The sequence below is a fragment of the Mesorhizobium sp. LNHC221B00 genome (genome assembly GCF_000502935.1).
Classification (GTDB): Bacteria; Pseudomonadota; Alphaproteobacteria; order Rhizobiales; family Rhizobiaceae; genus Mesorhizobium; species Mesorhizobium opportunistum.
Genome location: NZ_AYWR01000005.1, coordinates 38,095 through 64,660, shown reverse-complemented (window position 1 = coordinate 64,660; position 26,566 = coordinate 38,095). Strand labels below are relative to the sequence as shown.

The 26,566-nt window shown below is 64.1% G+C and carries 21 protein-coding genes; 17 read left to right on the top strand and 4 right to left on the bottom strand.

What is annotated here, in order from left to right:
• Positions 1-120 precede the first annotated feature (120 nt).
• The gene (locus X741_RS158195) at positions 121-2,163 is read right to left on the bottom strand and encodes a N,N-dimethylformamidase beta subunit family domain-containing protein (RefSeq protein ID WP_023777028.1); all 2,043 of its coding nucleotides are present in this window, start codon (positions 2,161-2,163) and stop codon (positions 121-123) included.
• 413 nt (positions 2,164-2,576) lie between these two features.
• Between X741_RS158195 and ftsZ the strand changes: the two genes are divergently transcribed.
• The 6 genes from ftsZ (at position 2,577) to X741_RS158225 (ending at position 11,235) form a co-directional block, all read left to right on the top strand.
• The gene (gene ftsZ / locus X741_RS158200; RefSeq protein ID WP_023777027.1) at positions 2,577-3,614 is read left to right on the top strand and encodes a cell division protein FtsZ; all 1,038 of its coding nucleotides are present in this window, start codon (positions 2,577-2,579) and stop codon (positions 3,612-3,614) included.
• 224 nt (positions 3,615-3,838) lie between these two features.
• Complete coding sequence (locus tag X741_RS158205) at positions 3,839-5,218, top strand: SWIM zinc finger family protein (RefSeq protein WP_245272672.1); 1,380 nt, start codon at positions 3,839-3,841, stop codon at positions 5,216-5,218.
• Positions 5,215-6,642 (top strand): DUF5691 domain-containing protein, encoded by a 1,428-nt coding sequence (locus X741_RS158210; protein ID WP_023777025.1) that lies wholly within the window; start codon positions 5,215-5,217, stop codon positions 6,640-6,642. Before X741_RS158205 ends, X741_RS158210 begins: the two co-directional genes overlap by 4 nt.
• Positions 6,643-6,673: 31 nt before the next feature.
• A complete protein-coding gene (locus tag X741_RS158215; RefSeq protein WP_023777024.1) occupies positions 6,674-7,753 on the top strand; it encodes an AAA family ATPase in 1,080 nt (359 codons plus the stop codon).
• A gap of 4 nt (positions 7,754-7,757) precedes the next feature.
• A complete protein-coding gene (locus tag X741_RS158220; RefSeq protein WP_023777023.1) occupies positions 7,758-10,007 on the top strand; it encodes a DUF5682 family protein in 2,250 nt (749 codons plus the stop codon).
• Entirely contained in the window at positions 10,000-11,235 is a 1,236-nt protein-coding gene (locus X741_RS158225) for a VWA domain-containing protein (RefSeq protein WP_023777022.1), read from the top strand. Before X741_RS158220 ends, X741_RS158225 begins: the two co-directional genes overlap by 8 nt.
• A gap of 27 nt (positions 11,236-11,262) precedes the next feature.
• Here the strand turns inward: X741_RS158225 and X741_RS158230 are convergent, their stop codons facing one another.
• Entirely contained in the window at positions 11,263-11,988 is a 726-nt protein-coding gene (locus tag X741_RS158230; RefSeq protein WP_023777021.1) for an MgtC/SapB family protein, read from the bottom strand.
• Positions 11,989-12,044: 56 nt separating this feature from the next.
• Positions 12,045-12,203 carry a hypothetical protein gene (locus X741_RS158235; protein ID WP_023777020.1) on the bottom strand — a complete coding sequence of 53 codons (159 nt, stop codon included), beginning with the start codon at positions 12,201-12,203 and terminating at the stop codon, positions 12,045-12,047.
• Between the two features lie 236 nt (positions 12,204-12,439).
• Between X741_RS158235 and X741_RS158240 the strand changes: the two genes are divergently transcribed.
• From X741_RS158240 to X741_RS158285, 10 genes are all read left to right on the top strand, one after another.
• Positions 12,440-13,414, top strand: a complete 975-nt coding sequence (locus X741_RS158240) for a sugar-binding transcriptional regulator (RefSeq protein ID WP_023764803.1) — start codon at positions 12,440-12,442, stop codon at positions 13,412-13,414.
• Between the two features lie 45 nt (positions 13,415-13,459).
• Complete coding sequence (locus tag X741_RS158245) at positions 13,460-14,905, top strand: extracellular solute-binding protein (RefSeq protein WP_013896838.1); 1,446 nt, start codon at positions 13,460-13,462, stop codon at positions 14,903-14,905.
• Between the two features lie 270 nt (positions 14,906-15,175).
• Entirely contained in the window at positions 15,176-16,099 is a 924-nt protein-coding gene (locus tag X741_RS158250; protein ID WP_023777019.1) for a sugar ABC transporter permease, read from the top strand.
• Positions 16,100-16,108: 9 nt separating this feature from the next.
• Entirely contained in the window at positions 16,109-16,966 is an 858-nt protein-coding gene (locus X741_RS158255) for a carbohydrate ABC transporter permease (protein WP_013896836.1), read from the top strand.
• A 2-nt stretch (positions 16,967-16,968) separates the two neighbouring features.
• Positions 16,969-18,087 (top strand): ABC transporter ATP-binding protein, encoded by a 1,119-nt coding sequence (locus X741_RS158260; RefSeq protein ID WP_023777018.1) that lies wholly within the window; start codon positions 16,969-16,971, stop codon positions 18,085-18,087.
• Positions 18,084-19,208, top strand: coding sequence for an ABC transporter ATP-binding protein (locus X741_RS158265; RefSeq protein WP_023777017.1), 1,125 nt, complete (start codon positions 18,084-18,086; stop codon positions 19,206-19,208). The genes X741_RS158260 and X741_RS158265 overlap by 4 nt, the downstream gene beginning before the upstream one ends.
• Entirely contained in the window at positions 19,208-20,761 is a 1,554-nt protein-coding gene (locus X741_RS158270; RefSeq protein ID WP_023777016.1) for an FGGY-family carbohydrate kinase, read from the top strand. The genes X741_RS158265 and X741_RS158270 overlap by 1 nt, the downstream gene beginning before the upstream one ends.
• 10 nt (positions 20,762-20,771) lie before the next feature.
• The gene (locus tag X741_RS158275; protein WP_023777015.1) at positions 20,772-21,812 is read left to right on the top strand and encodes a 2-hydroxyacid dehydrogenase; all 1,041 of its coding nucleotides are present in this window, start codon (positions 20,772-20,774) and stop codon (positions 21,810-21,812) included.
• 46 nt (positions 21,813-21,858) lie between these two features.
• On the top strand, positions 21,859-23,376 hold the full coding sequence (locus X741_RS158280) for a glycerol-3-phosphate dehydrogenase (protein WP_023777014.1): 1,518 nt from the start codon (positions 21,859-21,861) through the stop codon (positions 23,374-23,376).
• A 50-nt stretch (positions 23,377-23,426) separates the two neighbouring features.
• Entirely contained in the window at positions 23,427-24,368 is a 942-nt protein-coding gene (locus X741_RS158285) for a TIM barrel protein (RefSeq protein WP_023777013.1), read from the top strand.
• Positions 24,369-24,430: 62 nt separating this feature from the next.
• On the opposite strand, the gene fba is transcribed toward X741_RS158285, so the two are convergent.
• Entirely contained in the window at positions 24,431-25,495 is a 1,065-nt protein-coding gene (fba, locus tag X741_RS158290; RefSeq protein ID WP_023764812.1) for a class II fructose-bisphosphate aldolase, read from the bottom strand.
• 265 nt (positions 25,496-25,760) lie between these two features.
• Here fba and X741_RS158295 point away from each other — a divergent pair, with 265 nt between their 5' ends.
• Positions 25,761-26,531, top strand: coding sequence for a DeoR/GlpR family DNA-binding transcription regulator (locus X741_RS158295; protein ID WP_023777012.1), 771 nt, complete (start codon positions 25,761-25,763; stop codon positions 26,529-26,531).
• Positions 26,532-26,566: the final 35 nt, after the last annotated feature.

The window sequence follows — 26,566 nt, the reverse complement described above, 5'->3', positions numbered from 1 at the left end:
TGATAGACGCTTCGATCATCGACCGGCAAGCCAACGCGCGATGCCGCAGGCGGATGAGGTCTCGGTTCTCGGCCGGCATTGACGCGAGTTCCATGATGCGGCTCGCAGGCGCGAGAACGCTCATCGATCAGGGTTCGCCCGGCCCTTTGCCGCCAGATGCATCAGCAAATTCTTCGTGATCCTGCCGACGTCGTTCATGGCGTCGCCGGCAGGCAAGGCGCCGCACCAGGCGACCGAACTTGCGCAGAAAATCAGACCGCCCGAAGGCAGATGGCGCAGCGTCATCTCCGCGCAGTGCCGAGACGCGCGTTCGTCCGCGCCGCCCTCGTACCAGCGCGTCGCGTCGTGGACGAAGCTGTCGGGGAAGCCGGTCGCGCGGGCAATGACTATCGTATCGGGAGAGGTGCCAAGATGCGGGTCGGTGGCGTCGACCTCATAGCCGGCAGCACCCCCAAGCACGATGCCCTCGTCGCCGAAGGTCTCGCTAGTGACGCCATCGAACAACCATGCCGCGGAAGCGTCATGGCTTTCCGGCGTGCGCGTAAAGGGCTGCGCGGCATCGAAACCCATCAGCGAAATGGCAACGCCGGTCAGCGAGAATTCGCCGAGCCCGCTGGCGCGGAGATAGCCGCCCGGCTGGTTGGTGATCGACAGCGATTGTTCGGCGAGCGGCCCGTCCCAGGTCCGGGCGGCCTCGAGTGGCGAGCGGCGCAGTTCCATCAGATCGCCCTGGAACGCGACCTTGCCGGCAAAGCCATTGCCGCCGAGATAGGCGATGCTGCCGCCAGCCGCCGCGAACTGGCGCAGCGCATGTTCCATATCGACCGACATGTATTCGGGATGGCTGCCGGTGATGACCGCCCGGTATTCCTCAAGGCCCGCAACGCCCCGCTCATGCAGGTCGCGGTCGGTGATGAGATCGAAGGCGATGCCGTTACTGTGGCAGAAGCGCAGAAAATGCAGGTCGACGGGCAGATTGTGCGGGCAGCCACACAGCGGATAATTGTAGTCGTCGCGCAGCGTCGCCTTCGGCTTTTTGTAGGACGAGATCGACACGCCGCTGAGGTCGCAGTGATAGTCGTAGAGCGATTTCAGATTGTTATCGATGGCGAAGCGATGGCCACGGTCTTCGCACATCCATTCGTAGAGATGCGCCGGCAGGAATTCATCGGCATAGGCGAGATAGGTGGCGGTCGGCACCAGGAACAGCAGCGGCGCCCGGCGTGTTGTCGAAGTGATGAAGAAGACGATGCGCTCCGATCCACCCCCATGCCCGACCTCGAAAGCATAAACGCCGGCAGACGCTTCCGCCGGGATCTGCAAATGGTAGGAGGCGGGCCACTGCAGGGCGCCCATATCGTCGTCATGGCAATGCACCGCGTCGTAGTGCGACGGCACCAGCCTTGGATCGAAGCTTGACCCGTCAAAGCGGCGCGAGGTCATGCAGAACGCCGGCTGGTTGACCAGTTCCAGAAACAGGACGCTATCGCCGCCTGTCGAGGTGATCGGGCCACTCGGCAGCAGGGTAGGGAAGGTCCAACCGATGCGACCGGCTTCGGTTTGCAGCGCAATCGACGAGAATTTGGCGTTGAGCGACCTGACATCGTTTGCCGCGCAGGCGCCGAAGACCATATCGCCGGACACGGACCAGGGTCGATTGAATTGACGATACAGGCGAAACGGCGCCAGGAGATCGTCCGAGCTTATCCATAGTGCTGTCCCGCTGCCATCGGACGAAATCTCGACCGTCAGCCAGGTGTTTGCCGGCAATATCTTTTCAAGCAGCTTGCCGTCATGGCCCCACGTCAGCCGTCCGTCCTCCAAGCCGAGACGCAGATTTCCGCTTTCGAATAGCACGCGGGCGCCGTCATTGCGGGTCAAATACACTTCGAAGGCGACGCCAGTGATTTCCGCAGCCTTGGCCAGTTCCGACGCCGCGATCTTCAGAAAGGACCCATGATCGAAGTCGCGATGCGACGGGCCATTGCCGGTCGGTTCGACATGCCAGTCCATGAACTCGGCTGTGTCGAGCCGCACGATCCGCACATCGCGCACCTGCCGTGACGAGGAGACATGGAGAGCGATAGGCGTCCCGGCCCCCGTGTGCCAGGGTACCGTGTAGCCTGAAACGGCCATGGCGCCATGATCGACGGGACGTTTCATTTCCGCGATCCCGGCCTGTGTACTTCCTCGGAGGGCATACTGGACAAATCGCTCGCATCCCTGCTTTTCGCAAGCAGCTTTTACAACAATGCGTCTTTCATAGCAGGCGGAATTGTTCGCGCTCATGGCGATCATGGAGCGGGCGACCCAGCCACGTTTTCGAGCGCAAGGCGTCCTGAAAAGCCACCGGACCGCGCCCGATCGCCGGGGCCGGACAGGTCGGTCGTGCAAGGGTCGGCCCCTTCATCATAAATCTTGAGCTTGCGCGGACTTGCACCTCTGGCCGCTCTCTGGCTTTTTGGGGTACCCACTTGGGCAGACTGATTCGCGTCGTGCCGCCCGGTTGCATTGCCCTCAAAGGGCATGTGCGGGTGGGCCGTGAAGCGCGCGCAATTCATGAAGGAGAAAGCGGCATGGCAGAGTTCACAAAGCCCGAGATCTCCGAGATGAGACCGAAGATCACCGTCATCGGTGTCGGCGGCGGCGGCGGCAACGCCATCAACAACATGATCGCGGAGCAGCTTCAGGGAACCGAGTTCATTGCCGCCAACACCGATGCGCAGGCGTTGACCATGTCGAAGGCGACGCGGCTGATCCAGCTTGGCGCTCACGTCACCGAGGGGCTGGGCGCCGGATCGCTCCCCGAGATCGGCCGTGCCGCGGCCGAGGAATCGCTCGACGAGATCATGGATCATCTGGCCGGCACGCATATGTGTTTCGTCACCGCCGGTATGGGCGGGGGCACCGGAACCGGCGCTGCGCCGATCATTGCGCAAGCGGCGCGCAAGGCCGGCATCCTGACCGTGGGCGTCGTCACCAAGCCCTTCACCTTCGAGGGCAGGCGCCGCATGCAGATGGCCGAAGAAGGCATCGAGCGGCTGCGCGAGGCCGCCGACACGGTGATCGTGATCCCCAACCAGAACCTGTTCCGGATCGCCGATGCCAAGACCACCTTCGCCGACGCCTTCGTCATTGCCGACCGGGTGCTCTATTCCGGCGTCAGCTGCATCACCGATCTCATCGTCAAGGAAGGCCTGATCAATCTCGACTTCGCCGACGTCAAATCGGTGATGCGCGGCATGGGCCGCGCCATGATGGGAACCGGCGAAGCGTCCGGCGAAAGCCGCGCCATGAAGGCGGCGGAAGCCGCGATCGCCAATCCGCTGCTCGACGAGGTGTCGATGAAGGGCGCCAAGGGCGTCCTGGTCTCGATATCGGGCGGCAGGGACATGACCCTGTTCGAGGTCGACGAGGCCGCCACCCGCATCCGCGAGGAGGTTTACGAGGACGCCGATATCATCGTCGGCGCCATCTTCGACAAGAGCATGGAAGGCCGCTTCCGGGTTTCGGTGGTGGCGACCGGTCTCGACCGCGCACTCGGCGTCGGCGACGCCGATGCCGGCATCCAGCATGACCATTCCATGCCGCCCGCCGCGCGGATCTTGCAGTAAGCTGCCCCTTGCGGGCGCATCCTAGGCGAGACTTGTTTCCCGTGGGGGGAGGCCGCTAAACAGTAGCGTGCATTGCATAGGATCAGGTTGGCCGACGCAAAATTAATGCGGCCGGCAGTATCGATCTATAGCCCGCTGCTGCTACAAGAATCCGTCACGGATAGCCATCTATACTGGCGACCGGCATTCGTTCGAGCGACGAGGGGCACGGCTTGGAATTTGACTTGAAAACCATCGAGGCGCTTGCGCCCGATCAGGTGTCGTTGGGCGCCGCTTCCAAGTTGACCAAGCAATCGAACTGGCCACGGCTCGAAAAGAACGAACAGCTGGCGCTGATATGGGGCGAATGCCAGGGCTCCGGTTCCAATCCCTATCGCGTCGTCGTCGACACCGGCGACCACGGCTACAAATGCACCTGTCCGTCGCGAAAGTTTCCCTGCAAGCACACATTGGCGCTGATGTGGATCGCCGCCACCACGCCAGCCAGTTTCGCCGCCGCCGGCTCGACGCCCGAATGGGTGAATGACTGGCTCGGCCGTCGCCGGAAAACCACCCCGCAGGCACCAGCGCCCGGTGCGGGAGGCAAGAGCATCGGCGAGGCCTCGCGCGACGATGAAATGATCGCTGCCGAGGACGCGGCCTCGGTCGAGCGCCGCGAAGCCGCGCAGCGCAAGCGCGCCCAGGATACGCGCTCCGCGGTCTCGGCGGCTTTGGATGAACTCGATCAATGGATATCGGATCAGTTGCGGCTCGGCCTTGCCGGTTTTGTCGACAACAGCAGTGATCGTTGCCGCCGCATCGCGGCGCGGCTGGTCGACATGAAGGCGACAGCGCTTGCCGGCCGCATCGACGAGATTCCGTCACGGCTGATGGGGTTGCGCAGCGAGGAGCGCCCGGACGCGGCGATCCGCGAACTCGGCAAGCTTGTGCTGCTGGCCAAGGCTTGGCGATTGACGCCTGATGACGCTGAGCTGAAGCGGCTGGTATCGAGCTCCGAAAGCCGCGAGCAGGTTCTGGCCAATCCCGATGCGACGCAGATCGAAAGCGCCTGGGAGGTGCTCGGCGAGAAGATCGAAACTCGCCGTGATGGTCTCGTCAGTCACTCGACCTGGCTGCTCGACCTGAACAGCGCCAGTCCGCGATTTGCACTCCTGCTCGACTATTTTCCGGCCTCTGCCGGCCGTCGTTCCAACGCTTTCACACCGGGGGATCGCTTCGATGCCCGGCTGGCCTTTTATCCGGCACGCCAGCCGCTGCGGGCGCTCGTGGTCGATCGCAAAAGCGATATCTCGTCGGGCGAATGGCCGGATTTCGGCTTTGACATAGCCGATCCGCTCGCGGCCCATGTCGCTTACCAGGATAGAGCCCCCTGGCTCACCGACTGTCCTGTCATGCTGCCGCCCGGCGCGATCCTGAAGGATGATCGGGGCGATGCCTGGTGGCAATCCGCCGATGATCCGCACGGCATCGCCTTGCCGATCGCCGATACCGTCAGCCCGACGTTACTTGGGCTGGACCTCGCGGCGACGGCCGCGCTTTGGAGCGGCAGCCGGCTTCATTTGTTGGCGGCGCAAAGCAGGTTCGGGAGGCTTGATCTGTCGTGAACGAGATCGAGCAGACAGGGCTCGCGACGATGCGCGACAGCTGGATCACCGGTGGGACAAGCTTCGACCTGGCTCCGGCCGCGTGGAAGGAGATTGCCGGCAGTGCAAACCCCGACGAGCGTGAACGCCGGCTGTTGGCGATCGCCGCGCAAGCCCTAGAAATCGCCTTGCGGCCGGCCGCGCCGAAGACGCTGAAGCGGCGCCCGCCGTTGCCCGAGCTTGCCTTGCCGATGCTGCCTGAGCGGCTGCGGCCGGTTTTGCGGGCAGCGCTGAAACACGCCGCCGACGCCAGAACCAAGTCGCGTGTGGTGGCCCTCGTCGCCAGCCGCGGCTTCGTGCTGCATCCGATGGACTGGATGCCCGCCGCGTCGGATCAGACCAGCCCGGATGTCTATGGGCCCTGGATCGATTGGCAGGCCGGGGTGGATGGCGAAAAACACACAAGCCTGGAGCAACTGACGGCGCAGAACTGGGACGATTTCTATCCGGCCGCGCGCCGCAGTGCGCTGGCCGATATGCGCCGCACCGCGCCAGCCTCGGCCCGGCAGTTGATCGAAACCAAGGGCCCAAGCGAGCCGGCGGAGGTCAGGCTTGCACTCATCGAACTCATGCACTTCGGCCTCGGATCCGATGACGTGCCCTTCCTGAAAAGCCTGTCCGCCGATCGCTCCGGCAAGGTGCGCGAATTGGCCGGCCGGCTGCTGGCACGGTTGGGCGAGCACGGCCAGCCAGGCGATGGCGGACCGGAAGATCCAGTGGCGGAGCTCGCGGCCTTCATTGCTGAGGGCAAATCCGGCTTCATCCGCCGCCGTACCACCTACACGCCGGCAAAGCTGAAGTCCCCGGCGCAGGAACGCCGCCGCGCCGAACTGTTCGAAACCTGCAATATGGTTGATCTTGCCGCGCGCTTCGGTGTCACCGAATCCGACTTCATCGGGGCATGGCAGTTCGGCGCGGACAACAATGCCGATATCCTTGTCGCGCGCATGGCCGCGGCGTCAGGCAGCGATGCCGCGGTCACGCACATGGCAGACACGCTTGTTGCCGAAGGCGGCAAGCCTGCACTCTTGGTCCTCCATTTAATGCCGCGTCTGGACAGAAGCAGGAAGCGTGTCCTGATCAGGCTGATCCTGAAGGACACGCAGCATCTTGGCGCGCTCACCCAAGTCGAAGGCGTCGAAGCAGGCTGGCTGGAATGGGGAGACCTGATAAACGGCAAGACGCTCCCGGCACTTCGCGCCGCCGTTGCGGGAAACGATGACGCCGTGAAGCGAGGCGTTGATCAGCTCCTGGAAACGCTGGGCTTTCTCACTACCGCGGAGGCGGCGGAAAAGTTGATCGGCGATGTCGTCGCGGCCGGCATGGCGCCGGCAGCACCTTCGCTCGGCCTTTTGCGTCTCAACGCATCCTTGGCCGGGCTTTGAACCAACACATGATCCTTGCGGAGAACAGCAAATGAACGCAGCCATCCGTCTTCCGGTCGAGCAGGCCTGCGCGGCCGAGTTGCAGGCGCTCGCGCGCAATGACGACAGGCAGAAGCCCGCCGGCTGGAGCCTGTCGCCAAAGGCGGTGCTGACTTATCTGCTCGGCGGGAAGGCCGACGACGGCACGCTGATAACACCCAAATATGTCGGCCGCCGCCGGCTGATGGAAACCGCCGTGGCGACGCTCGCGACCGACCGCGCGCTGTTGTTGCTCGGCGTTCCCGGCACCGCCAAATCCTGGGTGTCGGAGCATCTTGCGGCTGCCATCATGGGGGATTCGACGCTGATCGTGCAGTGCACGGCCGGCACCGACGAGAACCAGATCCGCTATGGCTGGAACTATGCGCAGCTTCTCGCCAAAGGCCCCAGCCAGGAGGCGTTGGTGCCGACGCCGCTCTACCGCGCCATGCAGGACGGCAAGCTCTGCCGCCTCGAGGAACTGACGCGCATGGGCTCGGACGTGCAGGACACGCTGATCACCGTGCTGTCCGAAAAGATGATGCCGATCCCCGAACTCAACACCTCGATCTATGCCCAGCGCGGTTTCAACATCATCGCCACCGCCAACAACCGCGACAAGGGTGTCAACGAACTGTCCTCGGCGCTGAAGCGCCGCTTCAATGTCGTCGTGCTGCCCCTGCCGGAAGACATGGCGGAGGAAGTGGCGATCGTCTCCAAGCGCGTCGGCGAGATGGCAGGCGGTCTCGACCTGCCGGTGCCGAAAAATGTCGGCGAGGAGATCGCCCGCGTGCTGACCATTTTCCGCGAGCTTCGCTCCGGCGCGACATCGGACGGCAAGGTGACGTTGAAGACGCCGTCCGGCTCGCTATCCACGGCCGAAGCGATCGCGACCTTGGTCGGCGGCCTCAGCCAGGCGGCCTGGTTCGACAGCGGTAAGCTTGGCGCTGAAGGGCTCGCCGCCAGCCTTGTCGGTGCGATCGTGAAAGACCCGGTGCAGGACAAGCTTGTGCTTGAGGAATATCTGGAGACCGTGCTCAAGAAGCGGCCGGATTATGCCTGCTATTACGCGGCATTGAACGCCGCGATCTGACGCCATGGCAATAGGCGACGTTTCCTATTTCGGCATCCGCCATCACGGCCCCGGCTCCGCCGCGAGCCTGGTGCAGGCGTTGCAAGAGTTGAAACCGGTCGCCGTGCTGATCGAGGGGCCGGCTGACGCTTCGGCGCTGCTGCCATTGCTCGCCCGCCCCGAAATGCAGCCGCCGGTGGCACTGCTTTGTTATCCCGAAGACGATCCGGCCTCGACCAGCTTCTGGCCCTTCGCCGAGTTCTCGCCAGAATATCAGGCGACGCTCTGGGCGGTCGCCAACAACGCGACAGTTCGCTTCATCGACTTGCCGTCCTCGGCCCGGGTCGCACCGGCTGAGGCCAAGGAAGAGGCCGATACCGATGAGACGAAGGCCGAGGTCGAGACCGAGCTTGCACCGCATTTGCGTGACCCGATCGGCACGCTGGCGCAAGCCGCCGGCTACGAGGATGGCGAGAGCTGGTGGTCCGATATCATCGAGCAGAACCCGCAACCCGGTCCAATTTTCGCGGCAATAGCCGACGCGATGACGACGCTGCGCGAGGGGGAAGGTCCGCTTGCCGAATTCGAGGCAAGACGCGAGGCGTATATGCGGCTTGAAATCGCTGCCGCGCGCAAGGAATTCGACGGACCGATCGCTGTCGTCTGCGGCGCCTTCCATGTGCCGGCACTGCAGGCGACGCGCCCGCAGAAGGAGGATCACGCCCTGCTCAAAGGGCTTGCCCGGCGCAAAAGCACGATGACCTGGGCGCCGTGGACGGGCCCGCGTCTGGCGCTCGGCTTCGGTTATGGCGCCGGTGTCGTCGCTCCCGGCTGGTGCAAGCATCTGTGGCGCACCCGCGGCCGGCATGACGCGGCGACCCTGTGGCTTGCCATGATCGCGGCGGTGCTGAGAGCGAAGGGGCACATGGTCTCGACCGCGTCGCTGATCGAAGCCGAAAGGCTGGCCCGCACGCTGGCCGTGATTCGCGACCGGCCAAAGCCTGGTTTCGAAGAATTGCGCGACGCGGCAATCGCTGCCCTGTTCAACGGCGAAGCGGTATTGTGGGCGCTGGTCGAAGCCGAGCTGCTTTTGGGCGCCGATGTCGGTGAAATTCCGCCGGATACACCGCTGGCGCCGCTGATCGAGGACCTGCAGCGCAATCAGAAGGCCGCGCGGCTGAAGCCCGAGGCGCTGGAGCGCGAACTGTCGGTAGACTTGCGCAGCGAAAGCGGGCTGTTTCGCTCGACCTTGCTGCACCGGCTGAATGTGCTTGGCGTGCATTGGGGAAAACTGACCGACAGCGGCCGCAGCCGCGGCACCTTTCGCGAGCGCTGGTCCCTGTCATGGGAGCCGGAATATGCCGTTCGCCTGGTCGAGAACCTGGTCCATGGCCCGACCATCGAAAAAGCCGCTAACGGCCGGCTGATCCGGATGATCGGCGCGGCGACCTCGCTCGATGCGCTGGCGGGACTGGTTCAAGGCGCCATCACGGCAAACCTGTCGGAGGCCTCGATCGCCGGTTTGGCGGCACTGGAGGAACGCGCGGCGCACAGCAGCGAATGCCTCGAAATCCTGGCATCGGTGCCGCCGCTTGCAGATATCATCCGCTACGGTGAAGCCCGCAAGACCGAAACCGCACGCTTGTCCGGCTTGCTGGAGCGGCTGATCGTCGAAGGCGCCATCGCGCTTCCCTATGCCGCCCGCGATCTCGATGCCCAGGCTTCGACGGCCTTGGTCGGCGCGATGCGCAGGGCCGATGAGGCAATCAAGCTGGTCGAACCTGGACAGGACGTTCTGGACGCCTGGCGCGGTGGGCTGGCAGCCGTGCTGGACGGATCGCGATCGACCGCACTGGTGGCGGGCTGTGCCGCGCATCTGCTCTACGAGGCCGGCCATCTGTCCGCCGATGCGGCGGCCGCCCTGATCGCGAAGCGCCTGTCGCCGGGCACGCCGGTCATCGAGGCCGCGGGTTTCTTCGAGGGGTTCTTCAGCACCGCCGGTCAACGGCTGATCTATGACGAAAGCCTGCGCGGCGCAGTCGATACCTGGCTCAAATCCCTCGATGAAGACGCCTTCATTGCGCATCTGCCACTGTTGCGCCGGGTCTTTTCCCATCTGGACTCGATGGAGCGGCGGCGGCTGATCGAAGCGGTGCTCGGCCGTGTCAGACGCCTGCCGGCAGGGCTGACGCCGACGCCAGATGGTGGTGAGGCCTGGCGCCGGCATCTGGAACGGCTTGGGCCTTTGCTGATGAGCGGGAACGGCAATGGATGACGAGGCTGATATCGGCGAAAACGAACCTGCCGTCGACGGACGGGAGCGCCGCTGGCGCCTGGCGATCGGTGCCGATGACGAAACCTCGTCAGCGCTGTCCGACACCGACAAGCGGCTGTCGGCAGCGCTCGATGCACTCTATGGCGATGGCGCTGGCGATACGGCTGCCGATCCGCGCAAGCGCCGCGGCGGGCTTGGCCGATCGGCACCACGAGTGGCGCAATGGATGGGCGATATCAGATCGTTCTTTCCCGCGCAGGTCGTGCAGATCGTTCAAAAGGATGCCTTCGAACGGCTCAACCTGAAGCAGATGCTGATGGAGCCGGAGTTCCTCAAGGCGATCGAGGCCGATGTCAACCTCGTCGCCGACCTGATCTCGCTGCGCTCGGTCATGCCGTCCAAGACCAAGGACATTGCGCGAACGATCATTGCCGAAATCGTCGCCAAGCTGATGCAGCGGCTGGAACAGAAGACCGCCGAGGCTATCCGTGGCGCACTCGACCGGTCGCAGCGCACCAACCGTCCGCGCCAGCGCGACATCGACTGGCCGCGCACCATTTCGGCCAATCTCCGTCATTATCAGCCCGAGCACAAAACCATCGTCCCTGAGAAGCTGGTCGGCTTCATGCGCAAGCAGCGAAGGCTGGTCGATCTGGATGAGGTGGTGCTGTGCGTCGACCAGTCGGGCTCGATGGCAAGCTCGGTGATCTACGCATCGATATTCGCCGCCGTGATGGCCTCCTTGCCGGTGGTGCGGACCAAGCTGGTCTGCTTCGACACGGCCATCGTCGACTTGACCGAGGAGCTCAGCGACCCCGTCGAAGTCCTGTTCGGCGTGCAGCTCGGCGGCGGCACCGACATCAACCAGGCCGTCGCCTATTGCGCTGATCGCATCGAGCGGCCGACCAAGTCGCATATGGTGCTGATCACCGACCTCTATGAGGGCGGCAACGGCCAGGAATTGCTGCAGCGACTGGCGGCACTCATCCGCTCAGGCGTCAATGTCGTGGTGCTGCTGGCGCTGACCGACCAGGGCAGGCCGGGTTATGACCCCAACATGGCCGAGTCGGTGTCGGCAATCGGCATCCCGGTCTTCGCTTGCACGCCGGATCTGTTTCCAGACATGATGGCGGCGGCCTTGCGACGGGAAGATGTCGGCGCATGGGCGGCAGGCGCCGACATCAAGCTGGTTCGCGCCGAGGTAGACGGTTCCCCGGCCGGCGCGTAGGCGCGTCGGCCAGCAACGCTCGGCCGCTCAGGACGCCTTCTCGCCGATCAGTTCAAACCGCTCGACCTCGCATTGCCGGGCGACCAGCTCCAGGATTTCCGTCGCCGGTTCGATCGCATCGGGCTGTTTCCACTCGATATTGAACGAGTACACGAAGCGGTCGCGGCCGGGATCGTGCTCCATCATGGCGAGACGCGCGCCATAGCCAAGCGGTCGCACCATCTCCTGAAGGTCGGGCGGGGATCCATGCGCCCAGGAGACCGACAGGATCGCATGGTGGTTGCGCGCAATCCTGAGGTCGACCCATTTCAGCGCCTGAAGCGTGAAAAGGGTCAACAGGGTCGCAACTCCCGCAAGGCCGAACTGGCCGCCGCCAAACGCCAATCCTATCATTGTCATGATCCACATCGTGGCGGCGGTGGTTACGCCGGTCACAAGATCGCCGCGGCGAAGGATGGCGCCGCCGCCGATGAAGCCGACGCCCGTCAGGACGCCGAGCGGAAGACGCAGCACATCCATGCGGGCGAAGAAGTCCGCTCCCTTGCCCGTCGTGTCGAGCAGCAGGTTGGCCTGGATCATGGCGATCGCGGCCGCAAGGCCGACAAGGATCGTCGTCCGAAGCCCGGCGGTGTGGCCGCGCGCTTCCCTGTTCAGGCCGATCAGGAAACCGGCGGCCATGGTGAGCAACAGGCGTGCGGCGAGATCGGGCCAGGTCGGGTGAAGCGGCATATCGCAGCAAAACGGCTCGAACATTGTTGGTTCCTTGCGGCGGGATGCTTCCCGCCCTCAGTCAACACCTCGCGCACCGGTCACCGGAGGGCGAAAGTCAGCACCAATGCCAGCACGACGATGCCGACCAGGCCGGCGATGAAGATGATGCGCTGCGTGCGCGTGCGCAGGATGATTTCGCCTTGCCGTGCATTTTCTCCGGAAAAAACCGGTCCTTCCCTGCCACGATCCTTGTTCATGACATGCTCCTTCCTGGCCCCGTGCCTTCTGGCCCGTGCCTTCCTGGGCCCGTGCCTTCCAGGCATGCCGCGACACCGGGATGTCGATCTAAAACCTTTTCTCGCTCCTGAGGTTCCGGCGGGACGCCCGGGCGGCCCGGCAAACCACGCCGCTACGATTTGAACGACGCAGCTTGACTCTGGCGAAGCCTTGTGAAAAATTTTGCAGCAACTGATAAAAATATCATAGGGTGGAAATGGTAGGGTTCGGCAACGGTCTCCTGCGCGACGATGAAAGCAGCATGGCGGCGCGCGCCGCGTGGCTTCATTACGCCGGCGGCATGACCCAGTCCGAGGTTGCCAAGCGCCTGGGGCTGACCAGTCTCAAGGCCCATCGCCTCATCACCAAGGCCAACCAGGAAGGGCTGGTGAAGGTCTATATCGACGGCGAAGTTTCGGAATGCGTCGAGCTCGAGGACGAACTGTCCCGCCGCTACGGCCTCGACTACTGCGAAGTCGTTCCTGATTTTGACGCCGAGGATCTGCCGCTCAAGGCGCTCGGCATCGCCGGCGCGCAGTTCCTCAAGCGCGAGATCGAACGTGGCGAGCAGGCGCTGATCGGCGTCGGCCATGGCCGCACGCTGGCCGCCTGCGTCGAATATCTGCCGCGCACCTCGACCGACCGGATTCGCTTCGTCTCGCTGCTTGGCGGCCTGACGCGGAAATTCTCGGCCAATCCGCATGATGTCATCCACCGCCTCGCCGAGCGCACCGGCGCCGAAGCCTATGTGATGCCGGTGCCGATGTTCGCCAATACGGCCGAAGACCGGACTGTCCTGCTCGGCCAGAAGGGCATCAGCGAGGTCTTCGATCTCGCCAGATCCGCCGACCTGTTGTTTGCCGGTGTCGGTACGGCCGAACGCGAGGCGTCCCTTGTCGCCACCGGCATGATCGAGAAAGGCGAGATGGAGGAGATCCGCCGCAATGGCGGCGTCGGCGAATTGCTTGGCCATTTCTTCGACGGCGCCGGCAATGCGGTGGCGACGACCGTTTCCAACCGGGCACTGGCTTTGGCGCGTGAGGACATTGCCAGCCGCCGGATCGTCGCCGTCGCCGGCGGCAAGATCAAGGTTCGTGCCATCAAGGCGGTGCTGGAAGGCCGCTATCTCAAGGGCCTGATAACCGACGAGCGGACGGCACGATCGCTCGTGGAAGAGACGCCGGTCGGGTAGCCGGCAACCGTTCAGTTGAACCTACCCTGTGGAGGAGAAGACGAAATGCATGAGAAAGAGAAAGACCTCATTGACGCCTTCCTGCGCGGACAAGTCGACCGTCGCGGACTGATCAAGGGCCTGGGTGCGATGGGCCTTGCCGCCGGCACCGCCGGCACGCTGCTCAATCTGGGGCAGACCCGGGCGCTCGCCGCCGACTTCGACTGGCAGGCGCACAAGGGCAAGACCATCAAGCTCCTGCTCAACAAGCATCCCTATGCCGATGCCATGATCGCCGATCTGGAGAACTTCAAGCAGCTGACCGGCATGAACGTCGTCTATGACGTGTTCCCCGAAGACGTCTATTTCGACAAGGTCACGGCGGCACTGTCGGCAAGCTCGCCCGAATACGATGCCTTCATGACCGGCGCCTACATGACCTGGACCTATGGTCCCGCTGGCTGGATCACCGACCTCAACGAATGGATCAAGGACCCGGCCAAGACCAACCCGAACTATGCCTGGGACGACTTCCTGCCCGGCGTCAGGAATTCCTGTGCCTGGAACGGCAAGCCGGGCGGCGCGCTGGGTTCGGAGGACGCCAAGCAGTGGTGCATTCCGTGGGGCTTCGAGCAGAACAACATCACCTATAACAAGGGAATGTTCGACAAGGCGGGCGTCAAGGTCCCCGGCAACATGGACGAGATGGTGGCCGCCGCGGCCAAGCTCACCAAGGATGTCGGCGGCGGCGTCTACGGCATCGGCGTACGCGGCTCGCGCTCCTGGGCGACGATCCATCCGGGCTTCCTGTCGGCCTACGCCAACTTCGACCAGAAGGACCTGAATGTGTCGGCCGACGGCAAATTGTCGGCCGCCATGAACACCGCGCAATCCAAGGCTTTCCACAAGCAGTGGGTTCAGATGATCCAGGAGAGCGGCCCCAAGGACTGGTCGACCTACACCTGGTATCAGGTCGGAACCGATCTTGGCGCCGGCGCCTCGGCCATGATCTTCGACGCCGACATCCTCGGCTACTTCATGAACGGCGGCGACAACAAGATGGCCGGGAAGCTTGCCTTCGCCTCCTTCAAAGCCAACCCGGACGCCAAGGCGCCGACGCCGAACATCTGGATCTGGTCGCTGTCGATGTCCAACTTCTCGAAGGACAAGGACGCTACCTGGTACTTCATGCAATGGGCCTCGGGGCCGGAGCATGGGCTGTTCGGCGCCACCAAGATGGACTTCGTCAATCCGGTCCGCCAGTCGGTCTGGAAGGACGAGATGTTCCGCGAGAAGCTGAACAAGAGCTATCCCGGCTACGTCGAAATGTTCGACGCTTCGGCGCCGGGCGCCAGCATCAAGTTCACCGCGCAGCCGCTGTTCTTCGACCTCACCACCGAATGGGCGGCAACGCTGCAGAAGATGGTGTCCAAGGAGGTGCCGGTCGACGAAGGCCTCGACAAGCTGGCCGAAAGCATCAACGGCCAGCTCAAGGAAGCCGGTCTCGGTTAAGTCGCAACGAGGACCGGCCTGCTCGGCAGGCCGGCCCTCATAACACTTTTTTTGTTTGCGATGCGGTGCCTTGAGCATCGGACCCAAAAGTGGAATCCGGTTTTGGGAAAATCCGATGCTCGAGAAAAAGCGAGCATCGGACCCAAAAGTGGAATCCGGCTTTGGGAAAATCCGATGCTCGAGAAAAAGCCCGCCATTTCGCCCGACCGGTCGCCTTGCTCCCTTGGGCGGCCGGCAGGGGCGAAGCGACAGTAACAACGGAGCAGCTCGATGACTGCGGTGGTATCGCAAAGGCCCAAGCCATCCGGCTTCAGGATCAGCAAAAGGGTGCTGCCGTATGTGCTCAGCCTGCCGGCCTTGCTCGTCTGCATCGGCATCCTGATCCCGTTCTTGACCTCGGTGGTCTATTCGTTCCAGCGCTACCGGCTGAGCCAGCCCTGGGCGCGCCAGTTCAACTGGGGCGACAACTACATCTCCTTCTTCACCGACCCGAAGTTCTGGAACACGCTCAAGGTCTCGCTGCTCTATGCCGGCACCACCGTCGTGCTGGAGCTGCTTCTGGGCCTTGCCATCGCCCTGCTGCTGCAGAAGCGCTCGACGCTGAATAATTTCATCTCGATCATGCTCTTGATGCCGCTGATGACGGCACCCGCGCTTGCCGCGCTGATGTGGAAGCTGATGACCAATCCCGGCTTCGGCGTGCTGAGCTATCTCGCCAGCCTGATCGGGCTGCAGGATTTCCGCTGGGCCTCCTCGCCGTCGACGGCACTCTTCACCGTCGTGCTCGTCGACATCTGGGTCTACACGCCGTTCATCATGATCCTGCTGCTTGCCGGCCTGCGCAGCCTTCCGACGCAGCCTTTCGAGGCAGCCGCGCTCGATGGCGTGCCGCGGAGCTTCGTCTTCTTCCGCATCACGCTGCCGATGCTGACGCCCTACATCCTGACGGCGACATTGTTCCGGCTGCTCGATTCCATCCAGCAGTTCGATATCATCTATGCGATGACGCAGGGCGGACCGGGCGACACGCTGACCGTCTTCCAGGTCGAGGCCTATCTCAATTTCTTCCAGTCGACCAATGTCGGCCGTTCGGCGGCGCTGATGATCATCCTTTGGGCGATCACCTATTTCCTCTCCAACATCTTCATCAAGAACTGGCTGCGGCTGCGCGAACGCGCCCGTGGACAGGCATAGGAGGCGGCGATGGAACACACCTCGCTTCTCGAACGCATCCTGCGCGGCGTGGCGCTGACGCTGGTCGTGATCTTCTTCATGTTCCCGATCGTCTGGATCTTCATGATGTCGTTCCAGACCAACGAGACCATCCTGCGCATTCCCCCGCAGCTGATCTTCGAGCCGACGCTCGCCAACTACACCGCGCTGATCACCGGCAAGCTGATGACCGCCGCAGGCACGCTCGACATCGCCTTCATGCGCAATTTGTGGAATTCGGTGTTCCTGTCGGTGACATCCGTCGCGGTCTCGCTGCTGCTCGGCGTGCCGGCGGCCTACGCCTTTGCGCGGCACAAATTTCGCGGCTCGGAGGACATCGCCTTCACGCTGCTGTCGTTCAAGTTCGCGCCGGCGCTGCTGGTGCTCCTGCCGCTCACCCTCTATTTCCAGAAGCTGGGGCTCGCCAACACCTATATCGGGCTGATCTGGGTCTACCAGCTGATCTGCCTGCCGCTGATCCTGTGGATCGTGCGCGGCTATTTCGAGGATATTCCGGCCGACATCGAATATGCCTATCGCATCGGCGGCCATTCCTGGTTCGCCACCTTCCGCAAGATCGCGCTGCCGCTCGCCGGCCCCGGCATAGCCGCCGCCGGCCTGCTCGCCTTCATCTTCGCCTGGAACAATTTCGTCTTCGCGCTGGTGCTGGCCTCGGCAGACAAGCAGCCGGTGACGGTCGGCGCGCTTGCCTTCATCACTTCCTCGGGCATCCAGTACGGCCAGATTTCGGCGGCCATCGTGCTCTCGATCACGCCGACGCTGGCGCTTGCGCTTTATGCGCAGCGCTATCTCGTCGAAGGCCTGTCACTTGGCGCGGTGAAAGGATAGATATGGCCAGCCTCGAACTTAAAAATGTCGTCAAGCGCTACAAGAGCCAGACCGTGCTCGACAATCTGTCGCTCACGGTTGCCGACGGCGAAACCCTCGTCCTGTTCGGCCCCTCGGGCGCCGGTAAGACGGTGCTGCTGCGGCTGGTTGCCGGCGTCATCGACCCGGACGAAGGCAAGATATTCATCGGCGGCGACGACATGACCGACGTCGATGCGGAGTTCCGCGGCGTCGGCATGGCGTTCCAGAATTTCGCACTGTTTCCGCATATGACCGCCTTCGACAACATCGCCACGCCGCTGGCGGCCAAGCGTTCGTCGCAAGGCACGATCAAGGCCGGCGTCGAGAGCGTCGCCAAGCTGTTGAAGATCGGCCATGTGCTTTCCCATAAGCCGCGTGCGCTCTCCAACGGCCAGAAGCAGCGCACGGCGCTTGCCCGCGCTTTGGTCGGCTCGCCGCCGCTTCTGCTGCTCGACGATCCCTTGCGCAATGTCGACGCCAAGCTTCGCTTCGAGATGCGCCTCGAACTGCCGCGGCTGCTCGCCGATCGCGGTGCCACCGTCGTCTACGTCACCCAGGACTACAAGGAAGCCATGGCGCTCGGCGACCGCATCGCGGTGATGTCGCAAGGCGTCATCAGGCAGCTCGGCACGCCCGAGCAGATCTATCGCGAGCCGGCCAATATCGAGATCGCGCGGCTGTTCGGCGATCCCACCATCAACCTGCTCGACGTCAAGCCCGCGCGCGACGCCAAGGGCATCTATGTCGGCCTGTCCAACGTCCAGGTCCATCTGGCCGGGGCCTATGAAACGGCGGTCGGCCGTGACTGCGTGATCGGCCTGCGGCCCGAAGCGCTTGGCTTCGTCGAGGAAGGCGTGACCGGCGCCATTCCGGTGACGGTCGAGGCCGAGACGCCGCTCAACGAAAAGATCGTCACGCTGGTGCGCACCGTGCGCGGCCGCGAGATCCTGGTCTCGCGTCCGGCCGGAACGCCGGGCCGCAGCGAAGGCAAGGCCCACATCGCTGTCGACGGCAAGAGCGCCTTGCTGTTCGATCAGGCGAGCGGCGACCGCATCGGCTCCAAGAACGTCCTCAATTTGCGCAGCGGAGAAGCGGCATGAGCCCGACCGCACTCACCATTTCCGGTGTCGACAAATTCTATGGTCCGATCGACCGGGGCGTTCATGCCGTCAAGAAGCTGACGATGGAAATCGGCAAGGGCGAGATCGTCGCCCTGCTTGGCTCTTCGGGTTGCGGCAAGACCTCGACGCTGCGCATGATCGCCGGCTTCGAGGAGGTGTCGCGCGGTGCGATCTCGGTCGGTGGCCGGCAGGTGCATACTCTGCCGCCGGTCAGGCGCAACGTGGCGATGGCCTTCGAGGGCTATTCGCTTTATCCGCCGCTGACCGTGCGGGAGAACATGGCTTTCGCGCTCAAGGCGGCGAGGCTGCCGAAGAGCGAGGTCGATGCCAAGGTGGCCAGCATCGCCAAGTTGCTCGAGATCGAGGACATACTGGAGCGCTATCCGAGCTCCATCTCCGGCGGCCAGCAGCAGCGCGCCAGCCTTGGCAGGGCGCTGATCCGGGAGGCCGACCTGCATCTGCTGGATGAGCCGATGGGGCAGCTCGAACCGCAGCTTCGCGCCGTGCTGCGCGGCCGCATCAAGCACTTCATCAAGGAGCGCGGCCTGACCGCGATCCTGGTCACCCACGACCAGACCGAGGCCAATGCGCTTGCCGACCGCATCGCGGTGATGGAGGGCGGGGTGCTGCAGCAGTTCGACACGCCCGACCAGATCAAGGAGCGTCCGGCGAACCTGTTCACCGGCACTTTCGTCGGCGAACCGCCGATGAACGTCTTCGAGGCCTATGTCGGCGCCACTGCCGGCCGCATCAGCCTGCGGCTGCCCGACGGCCTGTCGCTCGACTACGACAAGGACGCCTTCAGCGCTCCGGTCCGCGATCAACTGCTGAGCCGCGAGCGGGTCGTTATCGGCATCAGGCCCTACGCCGTGCGGCGCTCGAAGGAGGGAGTTCCCGCCAGGGTCTCGGCCAACCAATGGCTCGGCGACCAGACCCATATCGCCGCCGACTTTGCTGGCGGTTCGCTGGTCCTCGTCGAACATGACCGCACGCGCTTGGATCTGGGTGCGCCGATCAACGTCAGCATAGATCCCGGGAACCTGCACGTCTTCGATCAGGCGAGCGGCGAGGCCATTTCGCACGGCAGGGAGCTTGCGTGATGGGTGATGTCCTGATCGGCATCGATGCCGGCACGTCGATCATCAAATCCATCGCCTTCGACACGGCGGGCCGGCAGATCGCCGCCGCCGCGCTGCCGAACCACTATGAGACGTTGCCGGGTGGCGGCGCCGAACAGGATTTGACGCGAACATGGAGCGATGCCGCCACAACCCTGCGCCAGCTCGCCGACAAGGTGCCCAATCTCGCCAGCCGGACCGTGGCGATCGCGGTGACCGGGCAGGGCGACGGCACCTGGCTGATCGACGGCAAGGGCGAGCCGGTGGCGAAGGGCTGGCTCTGGCTCGACGCGCGCGCGGCGGCAATCGTCGAGGAAATCCGCGCGCGTCCCGAGGATCGGCTGCGCTTCGAAAAGACCGGCAGCGGGCTCGCCGCTTGCCAGCAGGGCTCACAGTTCGTGTTCATGAAGCGCAACATGCCCGAAATGCTCGGCAAGGCGGCAACCGCGTTCCACTGCAAGGACTGGCTCTATTTCAAGCTCACCGGCGAGCGCGCCACCGATCCGTCCGAGGGAACCTTCACCTTCGGCGACTTCCACACCCGCGACTACAGCGACGAGGTGCTCGACGTGCTCGGCGTTACCGATCTCAGGCACCTGCTGCCGCCGATCGTCGACGGCACAAGGCACAGCACCGGCCTGTCACAGGCGGCGGCGGACGCCACCGGGATGCTGGCCGGCACGCCGGTGGTGCTCGGCTATGTCGACGTCGTCTGCACGGCGCTCGGCGCCGGCCTGCTCGACCGCGAGCGCAAGCCCGGCTGCTCGATCATCGGCTCCACCGGCATGCACATGCGGCTGGCCGAAACCCCCGACGACGTGCAGCTCAACGAAGCGGCGACCGGCTACACGATGGCGATGCCGGCGCCCGGCGTGTTCGCCCAGATGCAGTCGAACATGGCGGCGACGCTCAACATCGATTGGGTCCTTGGGCTCGCCTCGGGCATCCTCGCCTCGCAAGGCATTACCCGCAGCAATGGCGAGATGATCGCGCTGGTCGATGCCTGGATCACGGCCTCGCAGCCGGCCTCGCTGCTCTACCAGCCCTATGTGTCGGAAGCCGGTGAGCGCGGGCCGTTCGTCGATGCCAATGCCAGGGCAGGCTTCGTCGGCATTTCCTCGCGGCACGGCTATGCCGACCTCGTCCGCGCCGTCTTCGAGGGGTTGGCGTTCGCCGCGCGCGACTGCTACGCCGCCATGGGGCCACTGCCGCGCGAAGTCCGCCTCACCGGTGGCGCCGCCAGAAGCCCGGCGCTGCGCAAGATACTGGGAGCTGCTTTGGGCGCCGACATTCGCACCAGCGCGCGTGAGGAGGCGGGTGCCGCGGGTGCGGCGATGATCGCCGCGGTCGGCGTCGGGCTCTACCCGTCGATGGACGCGTGCGTTGGCGAATGGGTGACGCCGTTGCTTGGCGAGGCGGAGCCGAGCGACCGCGATCTCGCCGCGATCTACGACAAGATGACCCCATCCTACATGTTGGCGCACCAGGCGCTGCGGCCGGTCTGGCGCGCGATGGCTTCAGTGCAGGCAAATTGAGAAGTCGAGTATGGCCAGGAAAATAGCGATCATTGGCGACAACTTCATGCTCCCTGAGGTGTTTCGCGCCAAAATCGAGAATGTCGCGAGTGGCGACCTCGATATCCGCACATTGCAGACGGCCTGGCCCGACGAGCCGATGGAGTTCGGCAATCCGGCCCTCGGCCTCGACAAGGTCAAGGAATATTTCGGCCATCCCGACGAGGTCGTCGATTTCATCGGCGATGCCGAGATCCTCGTCACCCAACTCGCGCCCTTGTCGGAGGACATGATGCGGCGCCTGCCGGGGCTCAAGCTGATTGCGGTCTCGCGCGGCGGCCCGATCAACATCGACATGGCCGCGGCGAGGGATCACGGCATCACCGTGGTCAACGTGCCCGGCCGCAACGCCACTGCCGTCGCCGAGTTCACCATCGGCGCCATCCTGGCCGAGACGCGGCTGATCAGGGTCGGCCATGAGGCCTTGCGCAAGGGAGAATGGCGCGGCGATCTCTACCGTGCCGACCGCACCGGCCGAGAACTCGGCGAAATGACCGTCGGCGTCGTCGGCTATGGCAATATTGGCACCAAGGTGGTCCGCCTGCTGCGTGCCTTCGGCTGCCACGTCCTGGTCAGCGACCCCTATGTGCAGTTGAGCGCGGAGGATCGCAATGCCGGCGTCGAACTGGTTGGGCTCGATGATCTCCTGTCCCGCTCCGATGTGGTCACGCTGCATCCCAGGGTGACCGAGGAGACGCGCGGCCTGATCGGCAAACACACCATCGCGCGGATGAAGCCCGGCGTGATCTTCGTCAACACCGCGCGCGGGCCGCTGGTCGATTATGACGCGCTCTACGAGGCGCTGGTTTCGGGGCAGATCGCCAGCGCCATGCTGGAGACGTTCGCGGTCGAGCCGGTGCCATCGGACTGGCCCCTGCTGCAGCTTCCCAACGTGACGCTGACGCCGCATATCGCAGGCGCCTCGGTGCGCACCGTGACCTATGCCGCCGAGCAGGCCGCCGAAGAGGTGCGCCGCTACATCGCCGGCCTGCCTCCCGTCAATCCGTGCTGAGGGTGGCGGTCATGGGAGACCAATCCGGCATCGGGGCCAGAGCGGGATGAGCGGCGGCAGCGAAATCGTCGACCTCTTCGTCGTCGGCGGCGGCGTCAACGGCGCCGGCATCGCGCGCGATGCGGCGGGCCGCGGCCTTTCCGTCATCCTGTGCGAAAAGGACGATCTCGCAGAAGGCACCAGCTCGCGCTCGGGCAAGCTCGTCCATGGCGGCCTGCGCTACCTCGAATACTATGAATTCCGCCTGGTGCGCGAGGCGCTGATCGAGCGCGAGGTGCTGCTGGAATCGGCGCCGCACATCATCTGGCCGATGCGCTTCGTGCTGCCGCACAGCCCCGACGACCGGCCGGCTTGGCTGGTGCGGCTCGGCCTGTTCCTCTACGACCATCTCGGCGGCCGCAAGCGATTGCCGGCGACCCGCACGCTCGACTTGCGCACAGCGCCCGAAGGTGCGCCGATCAACGACAGCTTCAAGCGCGGCTTCGAATATTCCGACTGCTGGGTCGACGATGCCCGCCTCGTCGTCATCAATGCGCTCGACGCCGCCGAGCGCGGAGCGAAGATTTTCACCCGCACCGCCTGCACCGCCGCCCGCCGAGAGAACGGCCTCTGGGTCGTCGAGATGCGGGATGGCAGGACCGGCGCCAGGACGACGGTTCGGGCACGCGCCCTGATCAACGCCGCCGGCCCTTGGGTCAACGACATCGTCAACCGCGTGGCCGGTCAGAACTCGAAGCGCAACGTCAGACTGGTCAAGGGTAGCCACATCGTCGTGCCCAAATTCTGGGAGGGACGCCACGCCTATCTCGTCCAGAACAGCGACAAGCGCGTGATCTTCATCAACCCCTATCAGAACGATCTCGCCTTGATCGGCACCACCGACATTCCCTACGAGGGGCGGCCCGAGGACGTGACGGCGGATGAGAGCGAGATCGATTACCTGATCAGGGTGGTCAACCGCTATTTCAAGCGCGGCCTCGCGCGCAGCGATGTCGTCTATTCGTTCTCCGGCGTCAGGCCGCTCTATGACGACAATGCCGACAACCCGAGCGCGGTCACCCGCGACTATATTTTCGAACTCGATGCGCCCGACGCGCAGGCGCCGCTGCTTTCGGTCTTCGGTGGCAAGATCACCACCTTCCGCAAGCTTGCCGAGCATGCGCTGGACAGGATAGCCCCGTTCTTTCCCCGGATGGGCAAGCCCTGGACGGCGAAAGAACATTTGCCCGGCGGCGACATCGCCAACGCCGATTTCGAACAGTTCCTCGGCGACCTTGGCCGTGAGTATCCGTGGATGCCGGCATCGCTGATCAAGCATTATGGGCGGCTCTACGGCACCAGGACCCGTCTTCTGGTCGGTGCCACGGGATCGATCGCCGGATTGGGGCGATGCTTCGGCAAGGATTTCTTCGAACGCGAGGCCAACTATCTCTTCGAACAGGAGTGGGCGGCAACCCCGGCTGATATCCTGGAGCGGCGCACCAAGCATGGCCTGCATCTGTCCGCCGAGGAAAGGGCGACCTTCGAGCATTGGTGTGCGAACCGGCTGGCGAGGGCAGGCTGATGTCCGTCATCGCCAATGTCCCGCGACAGCGCTGAGGAGGGATCGCGACCTTGGCCTTCACGCTCTCCCTCAACACCAATCCGCTGGTCAACCGCTTCGCCGAGCCGGACGACCTGATCGATACGATTGCCTACGACATCGGCATCAGGGACGTTCAGCTCACGCATGAATTCGTCAACCCGGGCTGGCCGGCGGCGACGATCGCCAAATTCATCCGGCTGTTTCGCGGCGCGCTGTCCCGCACCGGCGTGCGCGTCACTTCGGGCATGACCGGCCCTTACGGCCGGCTCAACCATTTCGGCCATCCCGACGCGGATGTGCGCCGCTACTATGTCGACTGGTTCAAGACCTTCGCCGACATCTCCGCCGAGCTTGGCGCCAGCGGCATGGGCACGCAGTTCGCCATCTTCACCCATCGCGACTTCGACGACCCGGAGCGCCGCGCGTGGCTGTTCGACACCGCACTGGAGTGCTGGCGCGAGGTCGCCGAACACGCCCGCGCGGCCGGGCTGACCTACCTGTTCTGGGAGCCGATGTCGGTCGGCCGCGAATTCGGCCACACTATCGAGAACTGCCGGCAGTTGCAAAGCGCGATCGATGCCGCCGGCATGGCCATTCCGCTGGAGATGATGGTCGACATCGACCATGGCGACGTCACCTCAAGCAATCCGGCCGACATCGATCCCTATGCCTGGGCCGAAGCCTTTCCCAGGAAGTCGCCGATCATCCACATCAAGCAGTCGTCGATGAACAAGGGCGGTCACTGGCCGTTCACAGCGGCTTACAACAAGGACGGTCGCATCACGCCGGAAAAACTGCTGGAGACGGTGCGGCGTGGCGGCGGCACGGACAATGAGATCTGCCTCGAACTGTCGTTCCGTGAACGCGAGCCGGTCGATCACCAGGTCGTCGCCATGATCCGGGAATCGGTCGACTACTGGGCGCCCTTCATCGAGACAGGCAGGTCCGGCCTCGTGCCGAAGGCCGGATAGAAAACGGGCGGGAGCCGATAGGCGCCCGCCCGTTGAACCGGATCGTCCCGGTCGGATAGTACTCAGCCGAATTTCGGATCGAGGCTGCCCGACTTGTAGCGCTTGGCCATTTCCGAGACCGGCAGCGGCTTGATCTTCGGTGCGTTGCCGGCGGTGCCGAACTGCTCGAAGCGCTCCTTGCAGAGCTTGCGCATGGCAGCCATCGCCGGCGTCAAATATTTGCGCGGATCGAACTCGCTCGGGTTCTCGGTCAGCACCTTGCGGATGGCGCCGGTCAGCGCCATGCGGTTGTCGGTGTCGATGTTGATCTTGCGCACGCCGTGCTTGATGCCGCGCTGGATCTCTTCCACCGGCACGCCCCAGGTCGGCTTCATCTGGCCGCCATATTTGTTGATGATCTCCTGCAGGTCCTCCGGCACCGAGGACGAGCCGTGCATGACCAGATGCATGTTCGGCAGGCGGCGATGGATCTCCTCGATGACGTTCATGGCCAGCACCGCGCCATCGGGCTTGCGCGAGAATTTATAGGCGCCGTGGCTGGTGCCCATGGCCACCGCCAGTGCATCGACATGGGTGTCGCGCACGAACTGTTCGGCCTGCACCGGATCGGTCAACAGCTGGTCGTGGCTGATCGCGCCTTCGACGCCGTGGCCGTCTTCCTGCTCGCCGCCGCCGCTCTCGAGCGAGCCGAGCACGCCGATCTCGCCTTCGACGGAAACGCCGCCCCAATGCGCCATGTCGACGACGCGCTTGGTGATGCCGGAATTATAGGCGTAGTCGGCCGGCGACTTGCCGTCTTCCTTCAGCGAACCGTCCATCATCACCGAGGTGAAACCATGCTGGATCGCGGTGACGCAGGTGGCTTCGTTGTTGCCATGGTCGAGATGCATGCAGACCGGGATGTCGGGATGGATTTCGACCAGCGCATCGATCAGCTTGGCCAGCACCACGTCATTGGCATAGGCACGCGCACCGCGGCTTGCCTGCAGGATGACAGGCGATTTGGTCTCTTCCGCCGCCTCCATGATGGCGAGGCCCTGTTCCATGTTGTTCATGTTGAAGGCCGGCACGCCATAGCCATATTCGGCGGCGTGATCGAGCAATTGTCTCAGTGTGATGCGAGCCAACGATTAGTCTCCCGTATCTGGTTTCGAACCTGTGGTTGCGGGCTGTCCGCGCATCGTTCAGCCCATCGATGCTTCTGGCCGGATTTCGGCGCGACCGCAACCGCCAGAGATCGTCCCCGCTGCAATTCTTGTTACAGCGCCGTGATGAAAGCCGTGGATATATCCCAAGAAAATATCTCATTATAACAAAATTCGTGATACTTTTGCGGCGATACCTGTTATCTTTTGGGCTCGATCAAAGAGCACCGTTCGGCGGTCTGCTGCGATGAAGAGCGATACCAGGCGGCAAGGCATCATGGATTTCCTGATGGACGCCGGCGCGGCGAGCGTCGACGATCTCGCCTTGCGCTTTGGCATCTCGAAGATGACCGTGCACCGCGACCTCGACGAACTTGAGGAAAGCGGCTTCCTGCGCAAGGTGCGCGGCGGTGCCTCGATCCAGCCGAGCAGCCTCTTCGAAAGCGATTTCCGCTACCGGCAGAAGCAGGCGACCGAGGAAAAACAGCGCCTGGCGGCAGCCGCGGTCGCCATGATCGAACCCGGCCAGACGGTGATCATCGACGACGGCTCGACCGCGGGCGGCATTGCGCGGCATCTTGCCGATTTGCGGCCGCTGACGGTGATCTCCAACAATCTGGCCGTCATCCAGGAACTGGCCGGCGCCGGAGGCATCAATCTCATCGCGCTCGGCGGGCAGTACAGCAAGAAGTTCCACGGCTTTTTCGGCCTGCTTGCCGAGGCCTCGCTCAAATCGCTGCGCGCCGACGTCGCCTTCCTGTCGTCATCGGCCATCCACGGCGTTTCCGCCTTCCATCAGGACCAGGAGGTGGTGCAGTCCAAGCGGCTGATGATGGCGGCCGCCACCCGCAAATATCTGCTGGTCGATCACGGCAAGTTCGGCCGCACGGCGCTGCATTTCCTGACGGATCTCAGCGCGTTCGACGCCGTCTTCACCGGACGCGAGCCGGGGACTGGAATGCGCGAGACATTGGCGGCCGGCGGCGTTTCGCTGACGGTGATCGACAAGGGACCATGATCCCGAAAGCGGAGCTCTCTTCGGGAGTTCGTGGT

Bases quoted from the DNA above. Each gene is read 5' to 3' on its own strand.
- X741_RS158215 (WP_023777024.1), top strand. From the start codon at position 6,674: ATGAACGCAGCCATCCGTCTTCCGGTCGAGCAGGCCTGCGCGGCCGAG.
- X741_RS158270 (WP_023777016.1), top strand. From the start codon at position 19,208: ATGGGTGATGTCCTGATCGGCATCGATGCCGGCACGTCGATCATCAAA.
- X741_RS158250 (WP_023777019.1), top strand. From the start codon at position 15,176: ATGACTGCGGTGGTATCGCAAAGGCCCAAGCCATCCGGCTTCAGGATC.
- X741_RS158240 (WP_023764803.1), top strand. From the start codon at position 12,440: ATGGTAGGGTTCGGCAACGGTCTCCTGCGCGACGATGAAAGCAGCATG.
- X741_RS158225 (WP_023777022.1), top strand. From the start codon at position 10,000: ATGGATGACGAGGCTGATATCGGCGAAAACGAACCTGCCGTCGACGGA.
- X741_RS158255 (WP_013896836.1), top strand. From the start codon at position 16,109: ATGGAACACACCTCGCTTCTCGAACGCATCCTGCGCGGCGTGGCGCTG.
- X741_RS158265 (WP_023777017.1), top strand. From the start codon at position 18,084: ATGAGCCCGACCGCACTCACCATTTCCGGTGTCGACAAATTCTATGGT.
- X741_RS158275 (WP_023777015.1), top strand. From the start codon at position 20,772: ATGGCCAGGAAAATAGCGATCATTGGCGACAACTTCATGCTCCCTGAG.
- X741_RS158195 (WP_023777028.1), bottom strand. From the start codon at position 2,163: ATGAAACGTCCCGTCGATCATGGCGCCATGGCCGTTTCAGGCTACACG.
- X741_RS158230 (WP_023777021.1), bottom strand. From the start codon at position 11,988: ATGTTCGAGCCGTTTTGCTGCGATATGCCGCTTCACCCGACCTGGCCC.
- X741_RS158245 (WP_013896838.1), top strand. From the start codon at position 13,460: ATGCATGAGAAAGAGAAAGACCTCATTGACGCCTTCCTGCGCGGACAA.
- X741_RS158260 (WP_023777018.1), top strand. From the start codon at position 16,969: ATGGCCAGCCTCGAACTTAAAAATGTCGTCAAGCGCTACAAGAGCCAG.
- X741_RS158280 (WP_023777014.1), top strand. From the start codon at position 21,859: ATGAGCGGCGGCAGCGAAATCGTCGACCTCTTCGTCGTCGGCGGCGGC.
- X741_RS158295 (WP_023777012.1), top strand. From the start codon at position 25,761: ATGAAGAGCGATACCAGGCGGCAAGGCATCATGGATTTCCTGATGGAC.
- X741_RS158220 (WP_023777023.1), top strand. From the start codon at position 7,758: ATGGCAATAGGCGACGTTTCCTATTTCGGCATCCGCCATCACGGCCCC.
- ftsZ (WP_023777027.1), top strand. From the start codon at position 2,577: ATGGCAGAGTTCACAAAGCCCGAGATCTCCGAGATGAGACCGAAGATC.
- X741_RS158235 (WP_023777020.1), bottom strand. From the start codon at position 12,203: ATGAACAAGGATCGTGGCAGGGAAGGACCGGTTTTTTCCGGAGAAAAT.